Origin of the sequence: Rahnella sikkimica, assembly GCF_002951615.1 — a bacterium.
Taxonomy (GTDB): Bacteria; Pseudomonadota; Gammaproteobacteria; order Enterobacterales; family Enterobacteriaceae; genus Rahnella; species Rahnella sikkimica.
On the sequence record NZ_CP019062.1, the window covers coordinates 1,585,853 to 1,604,174 of the forward strand.

The following is an 18,322-nucleotide window of genomic DNA, read 5'->3' on the forward strand; positions in this document are numbered from 1 at the left end:
AACATAATGTTTGCCGTGGTAATGTCCGATAACAAACTAGACTGAGAGGAGGTCATTGCCCCGGACGGCGTGGATGCTTTCAGGATTGATCGGTACAAACGATCAAAATACTTATAACGATCGGTTATACCCATTGGAATTACAGGCCTATTCGCGAGACGATCGTGGAAAATTGAGAGCGGGCATACCAGTGAAAATTATTCTTATTGTACTCATCGTGTCGGCAATTATCGGGTTAGCCGCCTGGTTTATCTTCAGATCGGCAGTCAAAGATTCGGAAGATGATTATTAATTTTTTTGCGTGAAACTTCGCAATCCCTTCTCTTTTCGTTTTCACTCCCAAAAAAAATGCAGTTGCCCCCGCTATGCTCTTTCGAGCCACAGGTAACAACTCATCTCTTAATTTCAACCCGTCAGATAATCACACCGACATGTTCATCACATCCTGATACGCCGCCACCAGTTTATTTCTCACCTGAACACCCAGTTGCAGTGAAATCGATGATTTTTGCAAATCGACCATGACGTCGTTCAGGCTCACGCCGGGAACGCCCATCTCCAGCTTCTCAGATTCCAGTTTCGCGTTGTTTTGCGTTTCGCTGATTTTGCCTAAAGCGGCTTTCAGTTCGCTGGCAAAACCGGCTTCTGAGGTCGTATCTGTCTGAGGGGTTGCGCCTGCCTTGATGGCAGTGGCCTGCATCTGTTGTAAAACGCTCTCAATGCCTTGAATTGACATGCTTTCTCCGCTTAATGCTGTGTCGATGAACAAAACGCTTCTTTCATGGAATGACACCCTATCACATCAGTTTTTTCCTAAACGCGGTAATTGAACCTAAAAACCATGGCTTATCGGGCCATTAACTTTGCCTTTGGCGGCAAATAATGGCTCACGTAGAAAATAGGCCTGCCTGTAGGGAGGACTGAAAAATGTCACGCTTCACGATTGCGCACTTGGGAGTCTGTTTTGTTAAGAGACAACATGAACACCACCATTCAACAGCTAAATAGGGATCTTGTATGAGTTCCGCAATAGCCGGCGCAGAAACCCCTGGAAGCGGTTTAACTGCGTTGCTTAATCGCCTGCGCGCCAACCCAAAAATTCCTATCGCCATTGCTGCAGCTGCGGCTCTGGCTATTGTTGTTGTCATGATGCTGTGGGCAAAACAGCCCACCTATAAGGTGCTCTTTAGCAATCTCGGCGATCAGGACGGCGGTGCCATCGTCACCCAGCTGACGCAGATGAATATCCCTTATCAGTTTTCTGAGAACGGCGCAGCCCTGTTAATCCCGGCCGATAAAGTCTATGAAACACGTCTGAAACTGGCCTCCGCCGGTTTACCGAAAGGCGGCGCAGTCGGCTTTGAGCTGATGGATCAGGAAAAATTCGGCATCAGCCAGTTCAGCGAGCAGATTAACTATCAGCGCGCGCTGGAAGGTGAACTCTCCCGCACCATCGAAACACTGGGCCCGGTCGGCAGCGCCCGCGTCCATTTAGCCATTCCAAAACCTTCCTTATTTGTTCGCGAACAGAAAAACCCCTCCGCCTCCGTGACCCTGAATTTACAACCGGGTCGTGCGCTGGATGACGGTCAGATCAACGCCATCGTTTATATGGTGTCGAGCAGCGTGTCGGGTTTGCCACCCGCCAACGTCACCGTGGTCGATCAGAGCGGACATTTGCTCACGCAGTCGGACAACAACGGCCGTGACCTGAATGCTTCTCAGCTGAAATATGCCAATGAAGTGGAAGGCCGCCTGCAACGTCGTATCGAATCTATCCTGCAACCGGTTGTGGGCAACGGTAACGTTCACGCGCAAATCACCGCGCAAATCGATTACGCCAGCCGCGAACAGACTGACGAGAATTACCAGCCAAACGGCACGCCGGAAAAAGCGGCTGTCCGTTCACGCCAGCTGAGCACCAGTGACCAGATTGGCGGTTCTGCCGTCGGCGGCGTACCGGGTGCATTGAGTAACCAGCCTGCTCCGGCTGCGACCGCACCGGTCACTAACCCGCCAGCGGCGAATAACGCCAACGGGGCTCAGAATCAGGCCGGTAACAACGCGCAGAATGCCACTCAGAACAACACGGCGAACCGTTCAAGCGTTCCGTCGAACAGCCGTCGTGATGAAACCACCAACTATGAAGTTGACCGCACCATTACCCACACCCAGCACAGCGCGGGCGCAGTACAACGCCTGTCTGCGGCGGTGGTCGTCAACTATCAGGTCGGGACAGATGGTAAAGCGAAGCCGCTGACCGACGAGCAGCTGAAGAAAATTGATGATCTGGTTCGTGAAGCCATGGGCTTCTCACAGGAACGTGGCGATACGCTGAACGTGGTGAATACACCGTTCAACGAAGCGGCTGACGAGTCCGGTGAGCTGCCGTTCTGGAAACAACAGGCGTTCTTCGATCAGTTACTCAACGCAGGTCGCTGGTTACTGGTGCTGATTGTTGCCTGGATACTGTGGCGCAAGATGGTTCGTCCGATGCTGCGCAAACAGCAGGCAGAGAAAGATGCCGCTGCCGCCGCGGCAATCGCAGCCGCCATGCCTCAGCCTGAAGGCAGCAAGCCGGTCAAACTCAGCAACGACGAGCTGGAAAAACGTAAGCGTTCTCAACAGCGTGTCAGCGTCGAAGTACAGACCCAACGTGTTCAGGAGCTGGCCGATAAGGATCCACGTATCGTCGCCCTGGTTATCCGCCAATGGATGAGTACCGAACAATCATGACTATGACCGGAACCGAAAAAAGCGCCATTTTGATGATCACGTTGGGTGAAGACCGCGCGGTGGAGGTGTTCAAGCACCTCTCCCCCCGCGAGGTTCAGCAAATCAGTGGCGCGATGGCGAATATCCATCAGATTTCTAACAAGCAGCTGGCGGAAGTGCTGAACGAGTTTGAGGACGAGTCAGAGCAGTACGCCGCCCTGAGCGTCAATACCAGCGAATACCTGCGTGCGGTGCTGACCAAAGCGCTGGGCGAAGAACGTGCCTCCAGTTTGCTGGAAGACATTCTGGAATCGCGCGAAAGCACCAGCGGCATGGAAACGCTCAACTTCATGGAACCGCAGCTGGCGGCCGATCTTATCCGCGACGAACATCCGCAGATTATCGCCACCATTCTGGTCCATCTCAAACGCGGTCAGGCTGCCGATATTCTGGCCCTGTTCGACGAGCGTCTGCGCAACGACGTGATGCTGCGTATCGCCACCTTCGGCGGTGTCCAGCCGGCGGCGCTGGCGGAACTGACCGAAGTGCTGAACAACCTGCTCGACGGCCAGAACCTCAAGCGCGCGAAGATGGGCGGTGTTCGTACTGCGGCGGAAATCATCAACCTGATGAAAACGCAACAGGAAGAAGCGGTTATCGAAGCGGTTCGTGGTTACGACGGCGAGCTGGCACAGAAAATTATCGACGAGATGTTCCTGTTCGAAAACCTGGTGGACGTGGACGATCGCAGCATCCAGCGCCTATTGCAGGAAGTCGAAGGCGAATCGTTACTGGTGGCATTGAAAGGTGCGGAACAGCCACTGCGCGACAAGTTCCTGCGCAACATGTCCCAGCGTGCGGCGGATATCCTGCGCGACGACCTGGCAAACCGCGGGCCGTTGCGTATGTCTCTGGTCGAAAACGAACAGAAAGCGATTCTGCAAACGGTTCGCCGCTTAGCAGAATCCGGCGAAATGATGGTTGGCGGCGGCGAGGATTCCTATGTCTGATAATCCGATGTCCGATAACCCTGCGCCGGAAAAGAAAACCGCTGAAGAGCGTAATGCCGAACGCATCAACGCCCTGCCGTGGCAGCGCTGGAGACCGGGCGATCTGGCCGTACCGGTGTTCACTAAGCCTGACGAGCCTTTGCTGGCCGAAGGCGAAGAAGAGCATGACGACGGCCTGCCAAAGCTTCAGGTGGATCAGAATGAATTGCTGAATCTGCAACGTCGCGCTGAACAGCAGGGTTTCCAGCAAGGTCTTGAAGCCGGGCAAAAACAGGGTTACGCCGCCGGTTTTCAGCAGGGTCAGGAAGCCGGGCACCAGCAGGGTTTGCTGGAAGGCCAGCAACAGCAGGCCGTGCTGACCGAACACTGGCAGCAGATGGTGTCCGATTTCCAGCAAACGCTGGACGCGCTGGACAGCGTGATCGCCTCGCGTCTGATGCAGATGGCGCTGACGGCAGCCAAACAAATTATCGGGCAGGCACCGATTTGTGACGGTTCTGCCCTGCTCAACCAGATTCAACAGCTGATTCAGCAGGAACCGATGTTCAAGGGCAAACCGCAGTTGCGCGTTAACCCGGCAGATTTCGAGCGTGTCGAACAGCAGTTGGGGTCAACCCTGAGCATGAACGGCTGGCGTCTGCTGGCCGACAGCCAGATCCATGCCGGTGGCTGTAAAGTCAGCGCGGAAGATGGCGATATGGATGCGTCGCTGGCGACACGCTGGCATGAGCTGTGCCGCCTTGCCGCGCCGGGAGATCTCTGATGACAGCCCGCCTGAGCCGCCTGCTGAAAACGCTGGATGATGCGGAAAAACGCATGGCCCGCACGCCGTCCGTTCGCCGTTACGGGCGTCTGACGCGTGCGACAGGTCTGGTGCTGGAAGCCACCGGATTGCAGTTACCGCTGGGTGCGACCTGTCTGATTGAACGCCACGACGGCCCGGTGGTGCAGGAAGTCGAAAGTGAAGTGGTCGGTTTTAACGGCCAGAGCCTGTTTCTGATGCCGCTGGAAGAAGTCGAAGGGATTCTGCCGGGCGCGCGGGTGTATGCCCGGATTGCCGCCGACGGCCAGACCGCCGGTAAACAACTTCCGCTCGGCCCGCAGTTGCTCGGTCGCGTGCTCGACGGCAGCGCCAAACCGCTCGACGGTTTACCGCCGCCGGACACCGGCTACCGCGCCGCGCTGATCACGCCGCCGTTTAACCCGCTGCAGCGTACACCGATTACCGACGTTCTGGACGTCGGCGTGCGCGCGATTAACGCCCTGCTCACCGTCGGACGCGGCCAGCGTATGGGTCTGTTCGCCGGTTCCGGCGTCGGTAAATCCGTACTGCTCGGCATGATGGCGCGCTACACCAAAGCCGACGTGATTGTGGTCGGGCTGATTGGTGAGCGTGGTCGTGAAGTTAAAGATTTTATCGAAAACATTTTAGGTGATGAAGGTCGCGCCCGTTCGGTGGTTATCGCCGCGCCCGCTGACGTTTCGCCCCTTCTGCGTATGCAGGGTGCCGCGTATGCCACGCGTATCGCCGAAGATTTCCGCGATCGCGGTCAGCATGTTTTGCTGATCATGGATTCCCTGACCCGTTATGCCATGGCACAGCGTGAAATCGCACTGGCTATCGGCGAACCGCCCGCGACCAAAGGTTATCCGCCTTCCGTGTTTGCCAAATTACCTGCCCTGGTCGAACGCGCCGGGAACGGCATCACCGGCGGCGGCTCTGTCACTGCATTTTATACCGTGCTGACCGAGGGCGATGACCAGCAGGATCCTATCGCCGACTCCGCGCGCGCCATCCTCGACGGCCACGTGGTGCTGTCACGCCGTTTAGCGGAATCCGGTCATTATCCGGCCATCGATATTGAAGCATCAATCAGCCGTGCAATGACATCGCTGATCGACGACGCCCAGTACGGGCGGGTACGTAATTTCAAACAACTGTTGTCCAGCTACCAGCGCAACCGTGATTTGGTCAGCGTCGGCGCCTACGCCGCTGGCAGCGACCCGATGTTGGATCGCGCCATCAGGCTGTATCCGCAAATGGAGAATTTCCTCCAGCAGGACATCCTGGAACGCAGCACTTACGAAGACGCCTGTCTGGAACTCAATATGTTGTTCCCTGGGTAAATAACTGAAGGAGTGTGGAATGGAAAACTCATCGCCATTAATTACTCTGTGTTCTCTGGCGCAAAAGGCGCTGGATCAGGCGACTAACAATTTAGGCAAGATCAGGCAGTCGCATAATCAGGCTGAAGAGCAGCTCACGATGCTGCTCAACTATCAGCGTGAATATCGCGAAAAGCTCAATACGACCATGACCGGCGGAATTGCGGCGAACACGTGGCAGAACTACCAGCAGTTTATCGGCACGCTGGAAGTCGCCATTGACCAGCATCGCAAACAATTACAACAGTGGGATCAGCGGCTGAATGCCGCCGTTCACCAGTGGCAGGAAAAGCAACAGCGGCTGAATGCTTATCAGACTCTGCAATCGCGTGCCAGCGAACAGCAACGTTCACTGGAAAACAAGATTGATCAAAAACAGAACGATGAGTTCGCCCAGCGCAGCGCACACAGGAAGAAAAATCCATGAATCTGAATATTTTGCCTGCTGCCGTCACCACGGCAAAGACGACCACGAGCGCGGCCTTCGGCAGTTCATCGGCGGCAAGTTCTGCGGCGTCTGACGTCACTGCGATCGGCGAGACGACCGCGTCATCCCCTGCGGATTTTGCCAGCCAGCTCGAAGCGCAGCTGGGGTCGAAACTCGATCCGAAACTCACCAGCACACTGGCGAAACTCGGGCAGCAGATCAGCGCTAAAGGTGAAGCGGTTGATAAGGACACGCTGACGCAGGCGGTGACCACCGGCGAAAAAGACGGCAGCCTGATGCTCGATGACAGTGATCTGAGCAAAATGATCGCCGCCATCCAGATCTTGCCGACCGGCAGCCTGAAGGGAACCAGTGCGACATCTGCCAAAGACACCGCACTGAGCGATAAAGATAAAGACACGGATCCTGCGGATGCCAGCATTCAGGCGCTGTTCGCACAACTGGCGGTACAGCAACAGCCTGCACAGCAGATTCAGACGGTGACGGCAGCCGCCACGCAGACGATCAGCGATGACACCACGCGCGCGCAGAACGCCAGCGCCCTGCTTTCCGGCCTGAACGCGACGGCGTCGTCCCTGCTGACCGGCGACGGTAAAACGGCCGCCGTGACCGATACCGATTCCAAAGCCGCGGCCGCCGCATCGGGCAATGCCACAACCGCATCGTCACAGCACGCCGCCAGCAGTAAAAGTACGGCATCCGCCAATGCCGCTGATTTCAGCAGCGCACTGGCGTCAATGAGCGCGGCTGCAAACAGCACCGCCGCCGTTCAGCAAAATGACAGCCGCACGCTCGACAGCAATTCCACGGCATTAAATCAGCTCAATACCGCCGCCGTGGCCGTGTCTTCGGCCCCGGTTTCCACCACGCCGACCACCACCACCGTCGTCACCGCGCCCTCCACGCCATTACTGAATGCGCAGCTGGGGACGCCGGAATGGCAACAACAGCTCGGTCAGCAGGTGATGATGTTTAACCGTCAGGGACAACAGACGGCGCAGTTACGTCTGCATCCAGATGATTTGGGTTCGATCCAGATCAGCATGAAGATTGAGAACAATCAGGCGCAACTGCATTTTGTGTCCGGCCACAGTGGCGTTCGTTCCGCCATTGAAGCCGCCATGCCAGAGCTGAAATCCGCACTGGCCGACAGCGGCATCAGCCTCGGGCAAAGCAGCGTCGGCAGTGACAGTTCGCAATGGCAGCAGGCTCAGCAGCAAAGCTCGCAGTCGGGCACAAAGCAGGGTGACGCATCAAGCTGGGCGGCCTTCAATGCTGGCAGCAATTCCGCCGACGCCCTGCCGGTTCCGGCGTCTATCGCTCAAAGGATTAGCGGAAATAACAGCGTGGATATCTTTGCGTAACGTTTTTGAGTTGCGTAAAACCTCGCAAAATTGTTTCAGATAATTGCTGACGGTCAGTTCTCCCTTAATTCAAACGGCAGAGCTAACCTTATTTACCCCGCCTATTCTGACTATTGAACAACAGGATAAGCGGGATAATCATTCTCAGAATTGACTCAGCAGTCCGGTGCTCCTCACACCTGTCTGCTCATACTTACAGGAAATCGCCTCATCCATGTCTGACTCTGCTCTCACGGCGTCGCGTAAGAAAAAAAAGCGGCCGTTAATGATGATTCTGCTGTTACTCATTACCCTTGGAGCCTGTGGTGCGGCCGGTTACGCCTGGTGGATGATGCACAAACAGCAGCCTGCGAACGGTAGCGCGGCTGAAGTGAAGAAAAGTGAGCCGCCTGCGGCACCGATCTTCCTGGCACTGGATACCTTTACCGTTAACCTGCAAACGCCGGATAACGACCCTGACCGCGTGCTGTACATCGGCCTGACCCTGCGTCTGCCGGATGAACAGAATCGGGCTACCCTTACCGAATACCTGCCTGAAGTTCGCAGCCGCCTGTTGTTGCTCTTGTCCCGCCAGAAGACCGGCGATCTCGCCAACGAAGCCGGTAAGCAACAACTGGTGCAGGAGATCAAACAGGTTCTGGATGCACCACTGGTCAAAGGTCAGCCTCCTCAGGTGATCAACGACGTGCTTTTCACTGCTTTCATACTGCGATAAACAAATTATGGGCGACAGCATTCTTTCACAGGCCGAGATCGACGCACTGCTCAATGGCGACAGTGACAGCGCAGCCGATGCGGCAAGCGCTGCACAGGCCAAAGCGTCGGACGACGGTGTAAAACCTTTTGACCCCACGACGCAACGTCGCGTTGTGCGTGAGCGGTTGCAGGCGCTGGAAATCATCAACGAGCGTTTTGCCCGTCACTTCCGTATGGGGCTGTTTAACCTGTTGCGTCGCAGCCCGGACATCACGGTCGGGCCGATCAAAATCCAGCCTTACCATGACTTTGCCCGCAACCTGCCGGTGCCGACCAACCTGAACCTGATCCACCTCAAACCATTACGTGGCACGGCGCTGTTTGTGTTCGCGCCAAGCCTGGTCTTTATTGCGGTGGATAACCTGTTTGGCGGTGATGGCCGTTTTCCGACAAAAGTCGAAGGCCGCGAATTCACCCACACCGAACAGCGCGTGATCAAACGTATGCTGACGCTGGCGCTCGACGCCTACGAAGATGCGTGGAGCGGCGTTTACAAGCTGAGCGTGGAATATGTCCGTGCTGAATTGCAGATCAAGTTCACCAACATCACCTCTTCCCCGAACGATATCGTGGTCACCACGCCGTTCCACGTGGAAATCGGTGCGCTGAGCGGTGATTTCAACATCTGTATTCCGTTCAGCATGATTGAACCGTTACGTGAGTTGCTGACCAATCCGCCGGTCGAGAACTCGCGTCATGAAGAAAGTCAGTGGCGTGAAAACCTGGTGCATCAGGTTCAGCAATCTGAACTGGAACTGGTGGCGAATTTCGTTGAAATCCCGCTGCGTCTTTCTCAGATCCTGAAACTGCAACCGGGCGATGTTCTGCCGATTGAAAAACCGGATCGCCTGATTGCCCACGTCGACGGCGTTCCGGTACTGACCAGCCAGTACGGCACCCTAAACGAACAATACGCCCTGCGCGTTGAACATTTGATCAACCCAATTTTAAATTCTCTAGATGAGGAACAGCCCCATGAGTGACACCAATAAACCGTCTGACGCCGGATCGGATAACGTTGACGATTTATGGGCTGATGCGTTTAACGAACAACAATCTGCGGGCAGCGCCAAAGCGTCAACCGAGGGTGTTTTCGCCGCGCTGGGTGCCCAGGACGGAGCGGGCAGTTTGCAGGATATCGACATGATCCTCGATATTCCGGTGAAACTGACCGTGGAATTAGGCCGTACCAAAATGACCATCAAAGAACTGCTGCGCCTGTCGCAGGGTTCTGTTGTCGCGCTCGATGGCCTGGCCGGTGAGCCGCTGGATATCCTCATCAACGGTTATCTGATTGCGCAGGGTGAAGTCGTGGTTGTCGCCGACAAATACGGCGTACGTATCACCGACATCATCACGCCGTCCGAGCGTATGCGCCGGCTGAGCCGCTGATGAGCCAGACTGCGGCTACGGATTCTCCGTACGTTCAGGGTGCGCAAACTCACGCCTCGACACAGGCTTTAGCGCCAGCATTGCCCGCCAGTTCTGTGCTGACACAGGTCAGTACTGTGCTTGGCGGCATTCTGTTGCTGATCCTGTGCATCGGCTGGGTGGCCAAACGCACCGGATTCGCGCCGCAGTCAAAAAATAACAAACTGCTGAAAGTGACGGCCAGCGTTCAGGTAGGACGCAGCGAAAAAGTGGTGATCGTGGAAGTGGATAATACCTGGCTGGTGCTGGGCGTGACCGCACAAAACATCACCCCGCTGCATACACTGAGCGCGCCGCCGGCAGTGCAAACGCCGGATTCAGGCACTACAGACAGTCAGCCAGCGGATTTCCGTCAGCTGATGCAGAAAATGTTGAAACGTCCGGGAAAGCAGGCATGACCCAGTCCGCCGTGAACAAATTGATGAGATCCGCCTTTACCGCTGCCCGTCAGCGCCCTGTTCGCCTGTTCACCCGCCTGTGCCTGCCGTTGCTGCTCCTTATCAGCCCGGCCGCGTTCGCACAGTTGCCCGGTATTATCAGCCAGCAGTTGTCCAATGGTGCCCAGAACTGGTCGCTGCCGATTCAGACCCTGGTGTTCATCACCACGCTGACGCTGCTGCCCGCCATGTTGCTGATGTGTACCAGTTTCACCCGCATAATTATCGTACTCGGCCTGCTGCGAAATGCGCTGGGTACGCCGTCCGCGCCGCCAAACCAGGTGCTTCTGGGGCTCGGGCTGTTTCTGACCTTTTTCGTGATGGCACCGGTCTTCGACAAAATCTACAGCGACGCCTATCAGCCGTTTAGCGAAAACAAAATCACCATGCAGGATGCGATGGACAAAGGCGCTCAGCCGCTGCGCCAGTTCATGCTGCGCCAGACCCGTGAAAGCGACCTCGCGCTGTATGCCCGTCTGGCAAACATCCCGCCGCTGGCGGGCCCGGAAGCCGTACCGATGCGTATTCTGCTGCCTGCTTACGTCACCAGCGAGCTGAAGACGGCATTCCAGATTGGCTTCACCGTGTTCATTCCGTTCATGATTATCGATCTGGTGGTTGCCAGCGTGCTGATGGCGCTGGGCATGATGATGGTGCCACCGGCGACCATCTCACTCCCCTTCAAGCTGATGCTGTTTGTGCTCGTCGACGGCTGGCAACTGCTGCTCGGCTCACTGGCGCAGAGTTTTTACAGTTAATTCAGAATACCTCCTTTTCAGGAGGTCTTGCTCCTCCCACTGCGAAGGGGGAGGCCGGGAGGGGGTTTAGCAGGCAACGCCAGAGATGCCATTAATACCCCACCCCAACCCTCCCCTTCGCAGGGGAGGGAACTAAACCGTCTTCTTTTGTGAGAACTGTGAAATGACACCAGAGTCCGTTATGGCATTGGGTAATGAAGCGATGAAAGTGGCGCTGGCCGTTGCTGCACCGCTGTTGCTCGCGGCGCTGGTCACCGGGCTTATCGTCAGCCTGTTGCAGGCGGCGACGCAGATCAACGAACAAACCCTGTCCTTCATCCCTAAAATTCTGGCCGTTGTGGCGACCATCGTCATCGCCGGTCCGTGGATGCTGAATCTGCTGCTCGATTACATGCGCACGCTGTTTTCCAACCTGCCTTACATCATCGGTTAACCTATGGTTTCCTTCGACAGTACCCAGCTTGCCGGATGGCTCAGCATGTACTTCTGGCCGCTGCTGCGGATCCTGGCGCTGATCAGCACCGCGCCTATCACCAGCGAAAAATCCGTACCGGCCCGCGTCAAACTCGGTCTGGGCATGATGATCACGTTTCTGATTGCGCCCTCGCTGCCGCCTGTCGATACCCCGATATTTTCCACGCCTGCCCTGTGGCTGGCGATGCAGCAAATCATGATCGGCACCGCGCTGGGCATCACGATGCAGCTGGCGTTTGCCGCCATCCGCATGGCCGGTGAAATCATGGGGCTGCAAATGGGGATTTCCTTTGCGACGTTTTACGACCCCAGCAACCGCCTGAACACCCCGCTGCTGGCGCAATTTCTGAACCTGCTGGCCGTCCTGCTTTTCCTGAGTTTCAACGCCCACCTGTGGCTGATTTCCCTGCTCGCCGACAGCTTCCATACCCTGCCCATCAGCCCGAATCCGGTCAACGCCGAAGGGTTTATGGCCGTGGCAAAAGCAGGCAGCATTATTTTCAGCGGTGGTCTGATGCTGGCATTACCGATTGTGACGCTGCTGCTCACGCTCAACATGGCGCTCGGCCTGTTAAACCGCGTCACGCCGCAGCTTTCCGTCTTCGTCATCGGTTTCCCGTTAACCCTCAGTATCGGGATTCTGGCCATCGGCCTGATGATGCCCATGCTCGCCCCGTTCAGCGAGCATCTGTTCAGTGAAATCCTCGATAAACTGGTGCTGATCATGAATCAGTTTGCGGCAGATTAGTTTTTTAGTTTCCCCTTTTCCACAAACTGCATATCCCCGATTTTTCCGACGGTGAATTTACCGTCTTTGTACGTGATCACCGTGACGCTGGCATTTTGCAAAGGCGCGCGCAGGTTTTCTTCGGGCGTCATGCCTTCCAGCATCGCCATGATGGCCATGCCATGCGACACAATCAGGACGTTACCGCCGCCTTCGGCAAGGGTTTTCTTTGCGATATCATGCAGCGCAGCCTGCATACGGGTTTTTACCTGCTCTGCGTTTTCTGTGGTGTGCGTAGGGTCAACGGCGGCCAGCGTATTCATCATGGTTTTGAGGGTAATCTGCCCTTTTGAGAGCGCCTGCATCACAGCAGTGAAATCCGCATAGCCCAGTTTTTTAGCGACCGGTTCCCACATCACGGATTCATGTTCGCCCTCATACGGGCCGAAAAACGTTTCGCGCAAACGTTCATCTTCCTTCACCGGCAATGCCTGCCCGACCGACATCAGCACGATTTCCGCCGTCTGGCGCGCGCGGCCGGAATCACTGGACCAGGCGGCGGTAAAAGGAATGCCTTTCAGGCCACGCCCGAGATCTTCTGCCACAGAGACACCGGCGGCCGTGAGCGGCGTATCGGACCAGCCCTGCGCGCGGTGCGCTGTGTTAAATAAGGTTTTGCCGTGACGCGTGACGTAAAACGTGACGACGTCTTTCTCCGGCGTTGCCTGCGCCGAAGACGCAGGAATTGACGCGGCCTGCACATTCATAAATCCGAAGACTAAAAATGAGATCAGTGTTTTCCAGAGCGTATTTTTCATCGTAATGTCCTTTTAAGCGTGCTGATTAAAATATGTTGAATTTGTAATCCAGACGAAACTCCGCCGCAAAACTGTCGGCGCTTTTGATATTTCCGTGATGATCGACAATCGGCGCAGTGCCTTTATGCTCATAGGTTCTGCCCGGCCCGATCATGGCGAAAATTGATAAATCCTTGAGTTTTTTCGACGCCGGTTTCCACAGCGTGTAGACGTTTAATTCCCCCTCTTTCACCGGCTGCCCCTGGAAATCAAAGAAGCCGTAATGTGTATTGATGCCCAGGACTAATTCCGGCGTGATGTGATAGCCAACATCCAGCGACAATACTTTTTCCTCGTCGCGCATATAATCCAACCCAGCCGTGGTCATCGAATTAAACGTACCACGCGAGTTTTTACTCATATGTCGTGGGTACATGCCGATCCCACCCTCTTTATTCGCGTCGGTATACGCCAGCCCGCCTTTGGTTGTCCAGCCGTTATATTTCCACGTCATGTCCGCCGCATAATGATTGGCACGGTTGTCAAAATCCTTTTTGTTATTCGCCATGCTGTCCCATTTATCCAGCGCCTGCGTCATATAAATCTGCACGCCGTAGGACAAAGATTTATTTTGCTTCAGGTTCAGCTCCAGCCCATTTCTGCGCAAATAGTCTTCACTCTCACCGTAGAAATAGAGCGCGGTGAGGTTGCCGGTTTTGAACTGAACGTCGCCGGTATAGATTGAGTCAATCGCGTGGCCGTCGCTGGTCATGAAATTCACTTTATCCGGCGAATCACGGTTCAGCGATTGAGTCACGTATGCCAGCCGCAAACGGTACGCGTCGTAGGTCAGGTCACCGCTCCAGCCGTTATACGTGTTGGGCGCGGCGCGCATTGAGGTAGTCAGCGCACCGAGTTTGATGAGTTTCCAACCGCCATACAAATTGCCTTCGACGCCTGACTGCGAGAATTTCGCTTTACCAAAAAACTGACCAAGTTTATTAAAGCCTTTAGCCTTTCCGCCGTCATCATACAAAATCCCTCTTGACGCGAAATTATCGGCAGCCGCCAACTTGATCACGCCATAATAGGATGCATCAACGCCAATAAAATCGGCCAAATACCCGGACTTATAATCCAGTGCCAGCCCCTGCCCCCATGCCGAGTGAACATTGCGTTTATCTGTTTCACCTTCATCCAGGTATTTCCATATATTATGCATCCCAAAATTGAGTGAACTGTTTTTTATAAAATCAGTTTCAGCGAGATCATCGACACCGGCAAAGGCCAGTGCGGGTGAACAAAGAATGCCGGTAACCAGTGCCAGAGCGTGCTTTTCCATAGCGAATGTTCCATTAAGCCAAAATGTTTCAGGGTGCATTTATAAAAGGCAAAAAAAAACCTGAGCCGATACCTCCCGGATGCGGGAAATTTCAGTTCAGGTTTTGCCTGCCGATGCAGTAACAATCCGGGAGCAAACATAACGGATTTAAAAATAAAAAACAGTGCGGCGAGATAATTTCAAAGATTAAAAGATTTATTTGTGAAGCAAATCAACTTTACCCGATGCGATGTAAAGATTTTCCGAATAGTGATATCGGTTAATAGCTGAAATTCTTACCGATTCCTTTCTGGAATATCGATAATACAGATACGTAATAATCTCAGCTTATTAATACTCTTATATTTCCCGCGTCAGCAGCGCCATCACTTCGTAATGCGCGGTGTGCGGGAACATGTCGAAAAGCTGGACGCGCGCAATCGCGTAGCCCGGCAACAAAGCCAGATCCTTTGCCATCGTCTGCGCATTGCAGCTGGAATACAAAATGGTGTCCGGCGCCATCTGGCTCAGGTAATCACACAGCGTTTTGCCGATGCCGCGCCGTGGCGGATTCACCAGCACCAGATCCGGGACTTCGCCTTTTCCGGTCGCAAAACCGGTGGAATCCAGCGCCTGGAATTCGACGTTTTTCAGCCCCAGACGGCTGGCTGATTCCTTCGCACAGGCGATTGCCTCTGCGCTGATTTCAATGCCGGTCAGTTTCATGTCCGGCGTGGCGCAATGCAGGCCAAAACCGCCGACGCCGCAAAATAAATCCCACATGCTGGCAATATTGCCGCGCTCACGCACCCAGTCGCGCGCGGTGGCGTAAAGGCGTTCAGCGACCTGCGGATTGGTCTGGAAGAAGCTCTGCGGTCGGATAAACAGCGGGACATGGTTAAATTCTTCTTCGAGACGTTGCACGTCGGTCAGCGGAATTTCGGTGTCGCCTTCGAGGATCGCCATATGCACCGGCTGGATGTTGGCCGAAATCACGGTCAGTTGCGGTAATTGCTGTTGCAACCACGGCAGCGCGGCGCGCAACTGGGCAAGTTTGGCTTCGGAACGCAGAACAAAACGCAGCATCATGCCGCCGTCTTTCTGGCTTTCGGTGAGTAACAGGAATTTCAGCTCGCCACGCTTACGCGCCACGTTATACGGCGTCAGACCGGCGCGGGCGATAAAGGTTTTGAGCACGGAAAACACAGCCGGGAAACGGGCGGGATACAGCGGACATTCGCATAAATCCACCGGCGTGCCGTCACGGTGTAACATGCCGAGCAACGGGCGCTCCACGCTGCCGCTGACCACCATTTTCGCTTTATTGCGAAACGCACTTTCCGGCCCGGTCACCGGTTCGCGCCATTCTCCCACCGGCAAACCTTCCAGCAGAGAGTGTAAATCCCGCTGTTTGTCGGCTAACTGTTGCGAATAAGGCGTGTCGAGCCACTGACATGAGCGGCAGGTTCCGGCGGTATAAAGTGCGCAGTGCATGAAAGAATTCCGGTCATCGAATACGGGGAAAAATCTGGCGCGCAGTGTATCACCACGCGGCCTGAAAGGCTCACCTGCGACAGGGGCTATTTACGTTTGGCAAAGTAGCGGCGGCTGCTGGCTGGCACGAAAAGCAGGAGCAGAACCACAATGTCTGGGATTTTTTGCACCAGCAGCGCGGTGAGAAATTCGCCCTGCGTGTCGACATCAAAGCGAAAAATACGCGGCCCGAACCATTCGAATGAGGCCAGCAACATATAACCCACCACAACCACCTGACAGCCAATGAACGCCCTGCGCCCCCAGATCCGCGCACGCATCATCGCGTACGCCGCCCGGCATTCAATCAGTACAATCAGCAGGCTGGCCAGCAGAATAAAACAGTTCAGCCAGGACTCTGCGCTGACCTCAATAAAGCTCATCAGCCCTGAAAAACCCATGGCGTCAAACAGCAAAATAAACTCAAGGCAGCGCGTGGCAATAATCGCCGAGGCTGCAATCATGACGGGAACAGGGATAAATGCCAGTTTCATACTTCCGTGTCGTGTCCTTTTCTTATTGTATTCAACGCCTGCCCCCCTGAAACATTCGGGCTGCATTGCGGCAGCCCGAAGGACAACGGAGATTAATTTCGCGCTGCGCGCTGGATGTCCTTAATTCTTTGCTTCTCGGCTCTGGACATAAACCACCAGGCAATCATCCCGATGATGCCCACCACCAGCAGGATGAGCGTCGCCAGTGCGTTGATTTCCGGGTTAACGCCCATGCGCACGCTGGCGAAGACCAGCATTGGCAAGGTCGTAGCGCCCGGCCCGGCGACAAAACTGGCGATAACCAGATCGTCGAGCGACAGCGTAAACGCCAGCAGCCAGCCGGAAATCAGCGCGGGCAGGATCATCGGCAGCGTAATGATGAAGAAGACTTTCACTGGCGCAGCGCCTAAATCCATCGCGGCTTCTTCAATGGAACGATCCAGTTCACGTAATCTCGCCGACACCACCACCGCCACATACGCACTACAAAACGTCACATGCGCCAGCCAGATGGTGAACATGCCGCGCTCAGCCGGCCAGCCAAAAGCGTGCCCCATCGCCACAAACAGCAACAGCAGCGCCAGACCGGTAATCACATCCGGCATAACCAGCGGCGCTGTCAGCATAAACGCAAAACCCGTCGAGCCACGAAAACGCCGGAATCGCACCATCACCACCGCCGCCAGCGTACCGACAATCACCGCCATGGTGGCGGCTGCGGTAGCAATCGTCAGGCTCATGCCCACCGCGCTAATCATCGCAGAATCATGGAAAAGCTGAGTATACCAGCGGGTAGACCAGCCCGCCCAGACCGTAACAAGCTTGGAACTGTTAAACGAATAAATAACCAGCATCAGCATCGGCGCATACAAAAACGTAAAGCCGAGCACCAGAATAAGAATTCGCCAAGGCGAACGAACAACCGGTAACTGATTCATTCTTTGTCTCCCAGCTCTTTGTTTTGGTATTTCTGGAACCACAGGATCGGCATGATCAGCAGCAACAGCATAACCACCGCCACCGCAGACGCCACCGGCCAGTCGCGGTTGTTGAAGAATTCCTGCCACAAGACGCGCCCGATCATGTTGCTGTCCGGGCCGCCGAGCAGTTCCGGGATCACGTACTCGCCGACTGCCGGAATAAAGACCAGCATGGAACCGGCAATAATCCCGCCTTTGGTCAGCGGCATGATCACTTTGAAGAAGGTTTTCATCGGCCGTGCACCGAGATCGGACGCCGCTTCCACCAGCGAGTAATCCATTCGGGTCAGCGCGGTGTAAATCGGCAGGATCATAAACGGCAGATACGAGTACACAATCCCGATATAGACCGCCAGATTGGTGTGCAAAATCACCAGCGGCTGGTCGATGACATGCATCCAGAGCAGCACGTTGTTCAGCACGCCGTTATCTTTGAGAATGCCAATCCAGGCGTAGACGCGGATCAGGAATGAGGTCCACGACGGCAGGATCACCAGCAACAGCAAAATGTTGCGCATGGATTTGCTGCTGTGCGCCACGGCCCAGGCCAGCGGATAACCGATCAGCAGACACAGAATCGTGGAAATCGCAGCCACTTCCAGCGATTGCAGATAGGCATCGATGTACAGCGGATCCTGCGTGAGGCCGATGTAGTTACCGATATTGAGCGCAATATCCAGCATACCGTCTGTCCATGTCACCAGATCGGTATACGGCGGAATGGCGCGCGCCATCTCGGCGAAACTGATTTTGAACACAATCAGGAACGGCAATAAAAACAGCAGCAGGAACCACACCAGCGGCAATAAAATCACCAGCTTGCGGCCATGACGTTGTTGCAGGCGTCCGATCAGGGCTTTGGCTCCACCCGGAGGTTTAGCGGTCGTCACTTCAGAAATCACAGACATCGT

20 protein-coding genes are annotated in these 18,322 nt (G+C 55.3%); 13 read left to right on the forward strand and 7 right to left on the reverse strand.

Annotation, left to right across the window (positions count from 1 at the left end):
• Positions 1–421: 421 nt before the first annotated feature.
• On the reverse strand, positions 422–736 hold the full coding sequence (gene fliE, locus BV494_RS07070) for a flagellar hook-basal body complex protein FliE (RefSeq protein WP_104922221.1): 315 nt from the start codon (positions 734–736) through the stop codon (positions 422–424).
• A gap of 281 nt (positions 737–1,017) precedes the next feature.
• Between fliE and fliF the strand changes: the two genes are divergently transcribed.
• The 13 genes from fliF (at position 1,018) to fliR (ending at position 12,307) form a co-directional block, all read left to right on the forward strand.
• Complete coding sequence (gene fliF / locus BV494_RS07075; protein ID WP_104922222.1) at positions 1,018–2,736, forward strand: flagellar basal-body MS-ring/collar protein FliF; 1,719 nt, start codon at positions 1,018–1,020, stop codon at positions 2,734–2,736.
• A complete protein-coding gene (fliG, locus tag BV494_RS07080) occupies positions 2,730–3,725 on the forward strand; it encodes a flagellar motor switch protein FliG (protein ID WP_192938151.1) in 996 nt (331 codons plus the stop codon). The genes fliF and fliG overlap by 7 nt, the downstream gene beginning before the upstream one ends.
• 7 nt (positions 3,726–3,732) lie before the next feature.
• Positions 3,733–4,488 (forward strand): flagellar assembly protein FliH, encoded by a 756-nt coding sequence (fliH, locus tag BV494_RS07085; protein ID WP_104924734.1) that lies wholly within the window; start codon positions 3,733–3,735, stop codon positions 4,486–4,488.
• A complete protein-coding gene (gene fliI / locus BV494_RS07090) occupies positions 4,488–5,852 on the forward strand; it encodes a flagellar protein export ATPase FliI (RefSeq protein ID WP_104922224.1) in 1,365 nt (454 codons plus the stop codon). Before fliH ends, fliI begins: the two co-directional genes overlap by 1 nt.
• A gap of 19 nt (positions 5,853–5,871) precedes the next feature.
• On the forward strand, positions 5,872–6,318 hold the full coding sequence (fliJ, locus tag BV494_RS07095) for a flagellar export protein FliJ (protein WP_104922225.1): 447 nt from the start codon (positions 5,872–5,874) through the stop codon (positions 6,316–6,318).
• Positions 6,315–7,703: a flagellar hook-length control protein FliK gene (locus tag BV494_RS07100; RefSeq protein ID WP_104922226.1), complete on the forward strand. Its 1,389-nt coding sequence runs from the start codon at positions 6,315–6,317 to the stop codon at positions 7,701–7,703. The genes fliJ and BV494_RS07100 overlap by 4 nt, the downstream gene beginning before the upstream one ends.
• 214 nt (positions 7,704–7,917) lie before the next feature.
• Positions 7,918–8,418 (forward strand): flagellar basal body-associated protein FliL, encoded by a 501-nt coding sequence (gene fliL, locus BV494_RS07105; protein ID WP_104922227.1) that lies wholly within the window; start codon positions 7,918–7,920, stop codon positions 8,416–8,418.
• 7 nt (positions 8,419–8,425) lie between these two features.
• Entirely contained in the window at positions 8,426–9,442 is a 1,017-nt protein-coding gene (gene fliM, locus BV494_RS07110) for a flagellar motor switch protein FliM (RefSeq protein ID WP_104922228.1), read from the forward strand.
• Complete coding sequence (gene fliN, locus BV494_RS07115) at positions 9,435–9,851, forward strand: flagellar motor switch protein FliN (protein ID WP_104922229.1); 417 nt, start codon at positions 9,435–9,437, stop codon at positions 9,849–9,851. The genes fliM and fliN overlap by 8 nt, the downstream gene beginning before the upstream one ends.
• The gene (gene fliO, locus BV494_RS07120) at positions 9,851–10,288 is read left to right on the forward strand and encodes a flagellar biosynthetic protein FliO (protein WP_104922230.1); all 438 of its coding nucleotides are present in this window, start codon (positions 9,851–9,853) and stop codon (positions 10,286–10,288) included. The genes fliN and fliO overlap by 1 nt, the downstream gene beginning before the upstream one ends.
• Positions 10,289–10,311: 23 nt before the next feature.
• Positions 10,312–11,085 (forward strand): flagellar type III secretion system pore protein FliP, encoded by a 774-nt coding sequence (gene fliP, locus BV494_RS07125; RefSeq protein ID WP_226790072.1) that lies wholly within the window; start codon positions 10,312–10,314, stop codon positions 11,083–11,085.
• A 163-nt stretch (positions 11,086–11,248) separates the two neighbouring features.
• Positions 11,249–11,518: a flagellar biosynthesis protein FliQ gene (fliQ, locus tag BV494_RS07130; RefSeq protein ID WP_104922231.1), complete on the forward strand. Its 270-nt coding sequence runs from the start codon at positions 11,249–11,251 to the stop codon at positions 11,516–11,518.
• A 3-nt stretch (positions 11,519–11,521) separates the two neighbouring features.
• On the forward strand, positions 11,522–12,307 hold the full coding sequence (fliR, locus tag BV494_RS07135) for a flagellar biosynthetic protein FliR (protein ID WP_104922232.1): 786 nt from the start codon (positions 11,522–11,524) through the stop codon (positions 12,305–12,307).
• On the opposite strand, the gene BV494_RS07140 is transcribed toward fliR, so the two are convergent.
• From BV494_RS07140 to potH, 6 genes are all read right to left on the reverse strand, one after another.
• Positions 12,304–13,104, reverse strand: a complete 801-nt coding sequence (locus BV494_RS07140; RefSeq protein WP_104922233.1) for a histidine phosphatase family protein — start codon at positions 13,102–13,104, stop codon at positions 12,304–12,306. The genes fliR and BV494_RS07140 overlap by 4 nt on opposite strands.
• Before the next feature lie 25 nt (positions 13,105–13,129).
• Positions 13,130–14,425: an OprD family outer membrane porin gene (locus BV494_RS07145; protein WP_192938096.1), complete on the reverse strand. Its 1,296-nt coding sequence runs from the start codon at positions 14,423–14,425 to the stop codon at positions 13,130–13,132.
• 339 nt (positions 14,426–14,764) lie between these two features.
• Entirely contained in the window at positions 14,765–15,898 is a 1,134-nt protein-coding gene (rlmC, locus tag BV494_RS07150; protein ID WP_104922235.1) for a 23S rRNA (uracil(747)-C(5))-methyltransferase RlmC, read from the reverse strand.
• A gap of 86 nt (positions 15,899–15,984) precedes the next feature.
• On the reverse strand, positions 15,985–16,431 hold the full coding sequence (locus BV494_RS07155; RefSeq protein WP_104922236.1) for a YbjO family protein: 447 nt from the start codon (positions 16,429–16,431) through the stop codon (positions 15,985–15,987).
• Positions 16,432–16,523: 92 nt separating this feature from the next.
• Positions 16,524–17,369, reverse strand: a complete 846-nt coding sequence (gene potI, locus BV494_RS07160; RefSeq protein WP_104922237.1) for a putrescine ABC transporter permease PotI — start codon at positions 17,367–17,369, stop codon at positions 16,524–16,526.
• A complete protein-coding gene (gene potH / locus BV494_RS07165; RefSeq protein WP_104922238.1) occupies positions 17,366–18,319 on the reverse strand; it encodes a putrescine ABC transporter permease PotH in 954 nt (317 codons plus the stop codon). Before potH ends, potI begins: the two co-directional genes overlap by 4 nt.
• Between the last annotated feature and the right edge of the window lie 3 nt (positions 18,320–18,322).

What these genes read in the sequence shown, in the direction of transcription:
- fliR (WP_104922232.1), top strand. Translation starts at nt 11,522, where the DNA reads ATGGTTTCCTTCGACAGTACCCAGCTTGCCGGATGGCTCAGCATGTAC.
- BV494_RS07100 (WP_104922226.1), top strand. Translation starts at nt 6,315, where the DNA reads ATGAATCTGAATATTTTGCCTGCTGCCGTCACCACGGCAAAGACGACC.
- fliN (WP_104922229.1), top strand. Translation starts at nt 9,435, where the DNA reads ATGAGTGACACCAATAAACCGTCTGACGCCGGATCGGATAACGTTGAC.
- fliM (WP_104922228.1), top strand. Translation starts at nt 8,426, where the DNA reads ATGGGCGACAGCATTCTTTCACAGGCCGAGATCGACGCACTGCTCAAT.
- fliF (WP_104922222.1), top strand. Translation starts at nt 1,018, where the DNA reads ATGAGTTCCGCAATAGCCGGCGCAGAAACCCCTGGAAGCGGTTTAACT.
- fliO (WP_104922230.1), top strand. Translation starts at nt 9,851, where the DNA reads ATGAGCCAGACTGCGGCTACGGATTCTCCGTACGTTCAGGGTGCGCAA.
- BV494_RS07145 (WP_192938096.1), bottom strand. Translation starts at nt 14,425, where the DNA reads ATGGAAAAGCACGCTCTGGCACTGGTTACCGGCATTCTTTGTTCACCC.
- fliH (WP_104924734.1), top strand. Translation starts at nt 3,733, where the DNA reads ATGTCCGATAACCCTGCGCCGGAAAAGAAAACCGCTGAAGAGCGTAAT.
- potI (WP_104922237.1), bottom strand. Translation starts at nt 17,369, where the DNA reads ATGAATCAGTTACCGGTTGTTCGTTCGCCTTGGCGAATTCTTATTCTG.
- fliJ (WP_104922225.1), top strand. Translation starts at nt 5,872, where the DNA reads ATGGAAAACTCATCGCCATTAATTACTCTGTGTTCTCTGGCGCAAAAG.
- potH (WP_104922238.1), bottom strand. Translation starts at nt 18,319, where the DNA reads ATGTCTGTGATTTCTGAAGTGACGACCGCTAAACCTCCGGGTGGAGCC.
- BV494_RS07155 (WP_104922236.1), bottom strand. Translation starts at nt 16,431, where the DNA reads ATGAAACTGGCATTTATCCCTGTTCCCGTCATGATTGCAGCCTCGGCG.
- fliP (WP_226790072.1), top strand. Translation starts at nt 10,312, where the DNA reads ATGAGATCCGCCTTTACCGCTGCCCGTCAGCGCCCTGTTCGCCTGTTC.
- rlmC (WP_104922235.1), bottom strand. Translation starts at nt 15,898, where the DNA reads ATGCACTGCGCACTTTATACCGCCGGAACCTGCCGCTCATGTCAGTGG.
- fliQ (WP_104922231.1), top strand. Translation starts at nt 11,249, where the DNA reads ATGACACCAGAGTCCGTTATGGCATTGGGTAATGAAGCGATGAAAGTG.
- fliI (WP_104922224.1), top strand. Translation starts at nt 4,488, where the DNA reads ATGACAGCCCGCCTGAGCCGCCTGCTGAAAACGCTGGATGATGCGGAA.
- fliE (WP_104922221.1), bottom strand. Translation starts at nt 736, where the DNA reads ATGTCAATTCAAGGCATTGAGAGCGTTTTACAACAGATGCAGGCCACT.
- fliL (WP_104922227.1), top strand. Translation starts at nt 7,918, where the DNA reads ATGTCTGACTCTGCTCTCACGGCGTCGCGTAAGAAAAAAAAGCGGCCG.
- BV494_RS07140 (WP_104922233.1), bottom strand. Translation starts at nt 13,104, where the DNA reads ATGAAAAATACGCTCTGGAAAACACTGATCTCATTTTTAGTCTTCGGA.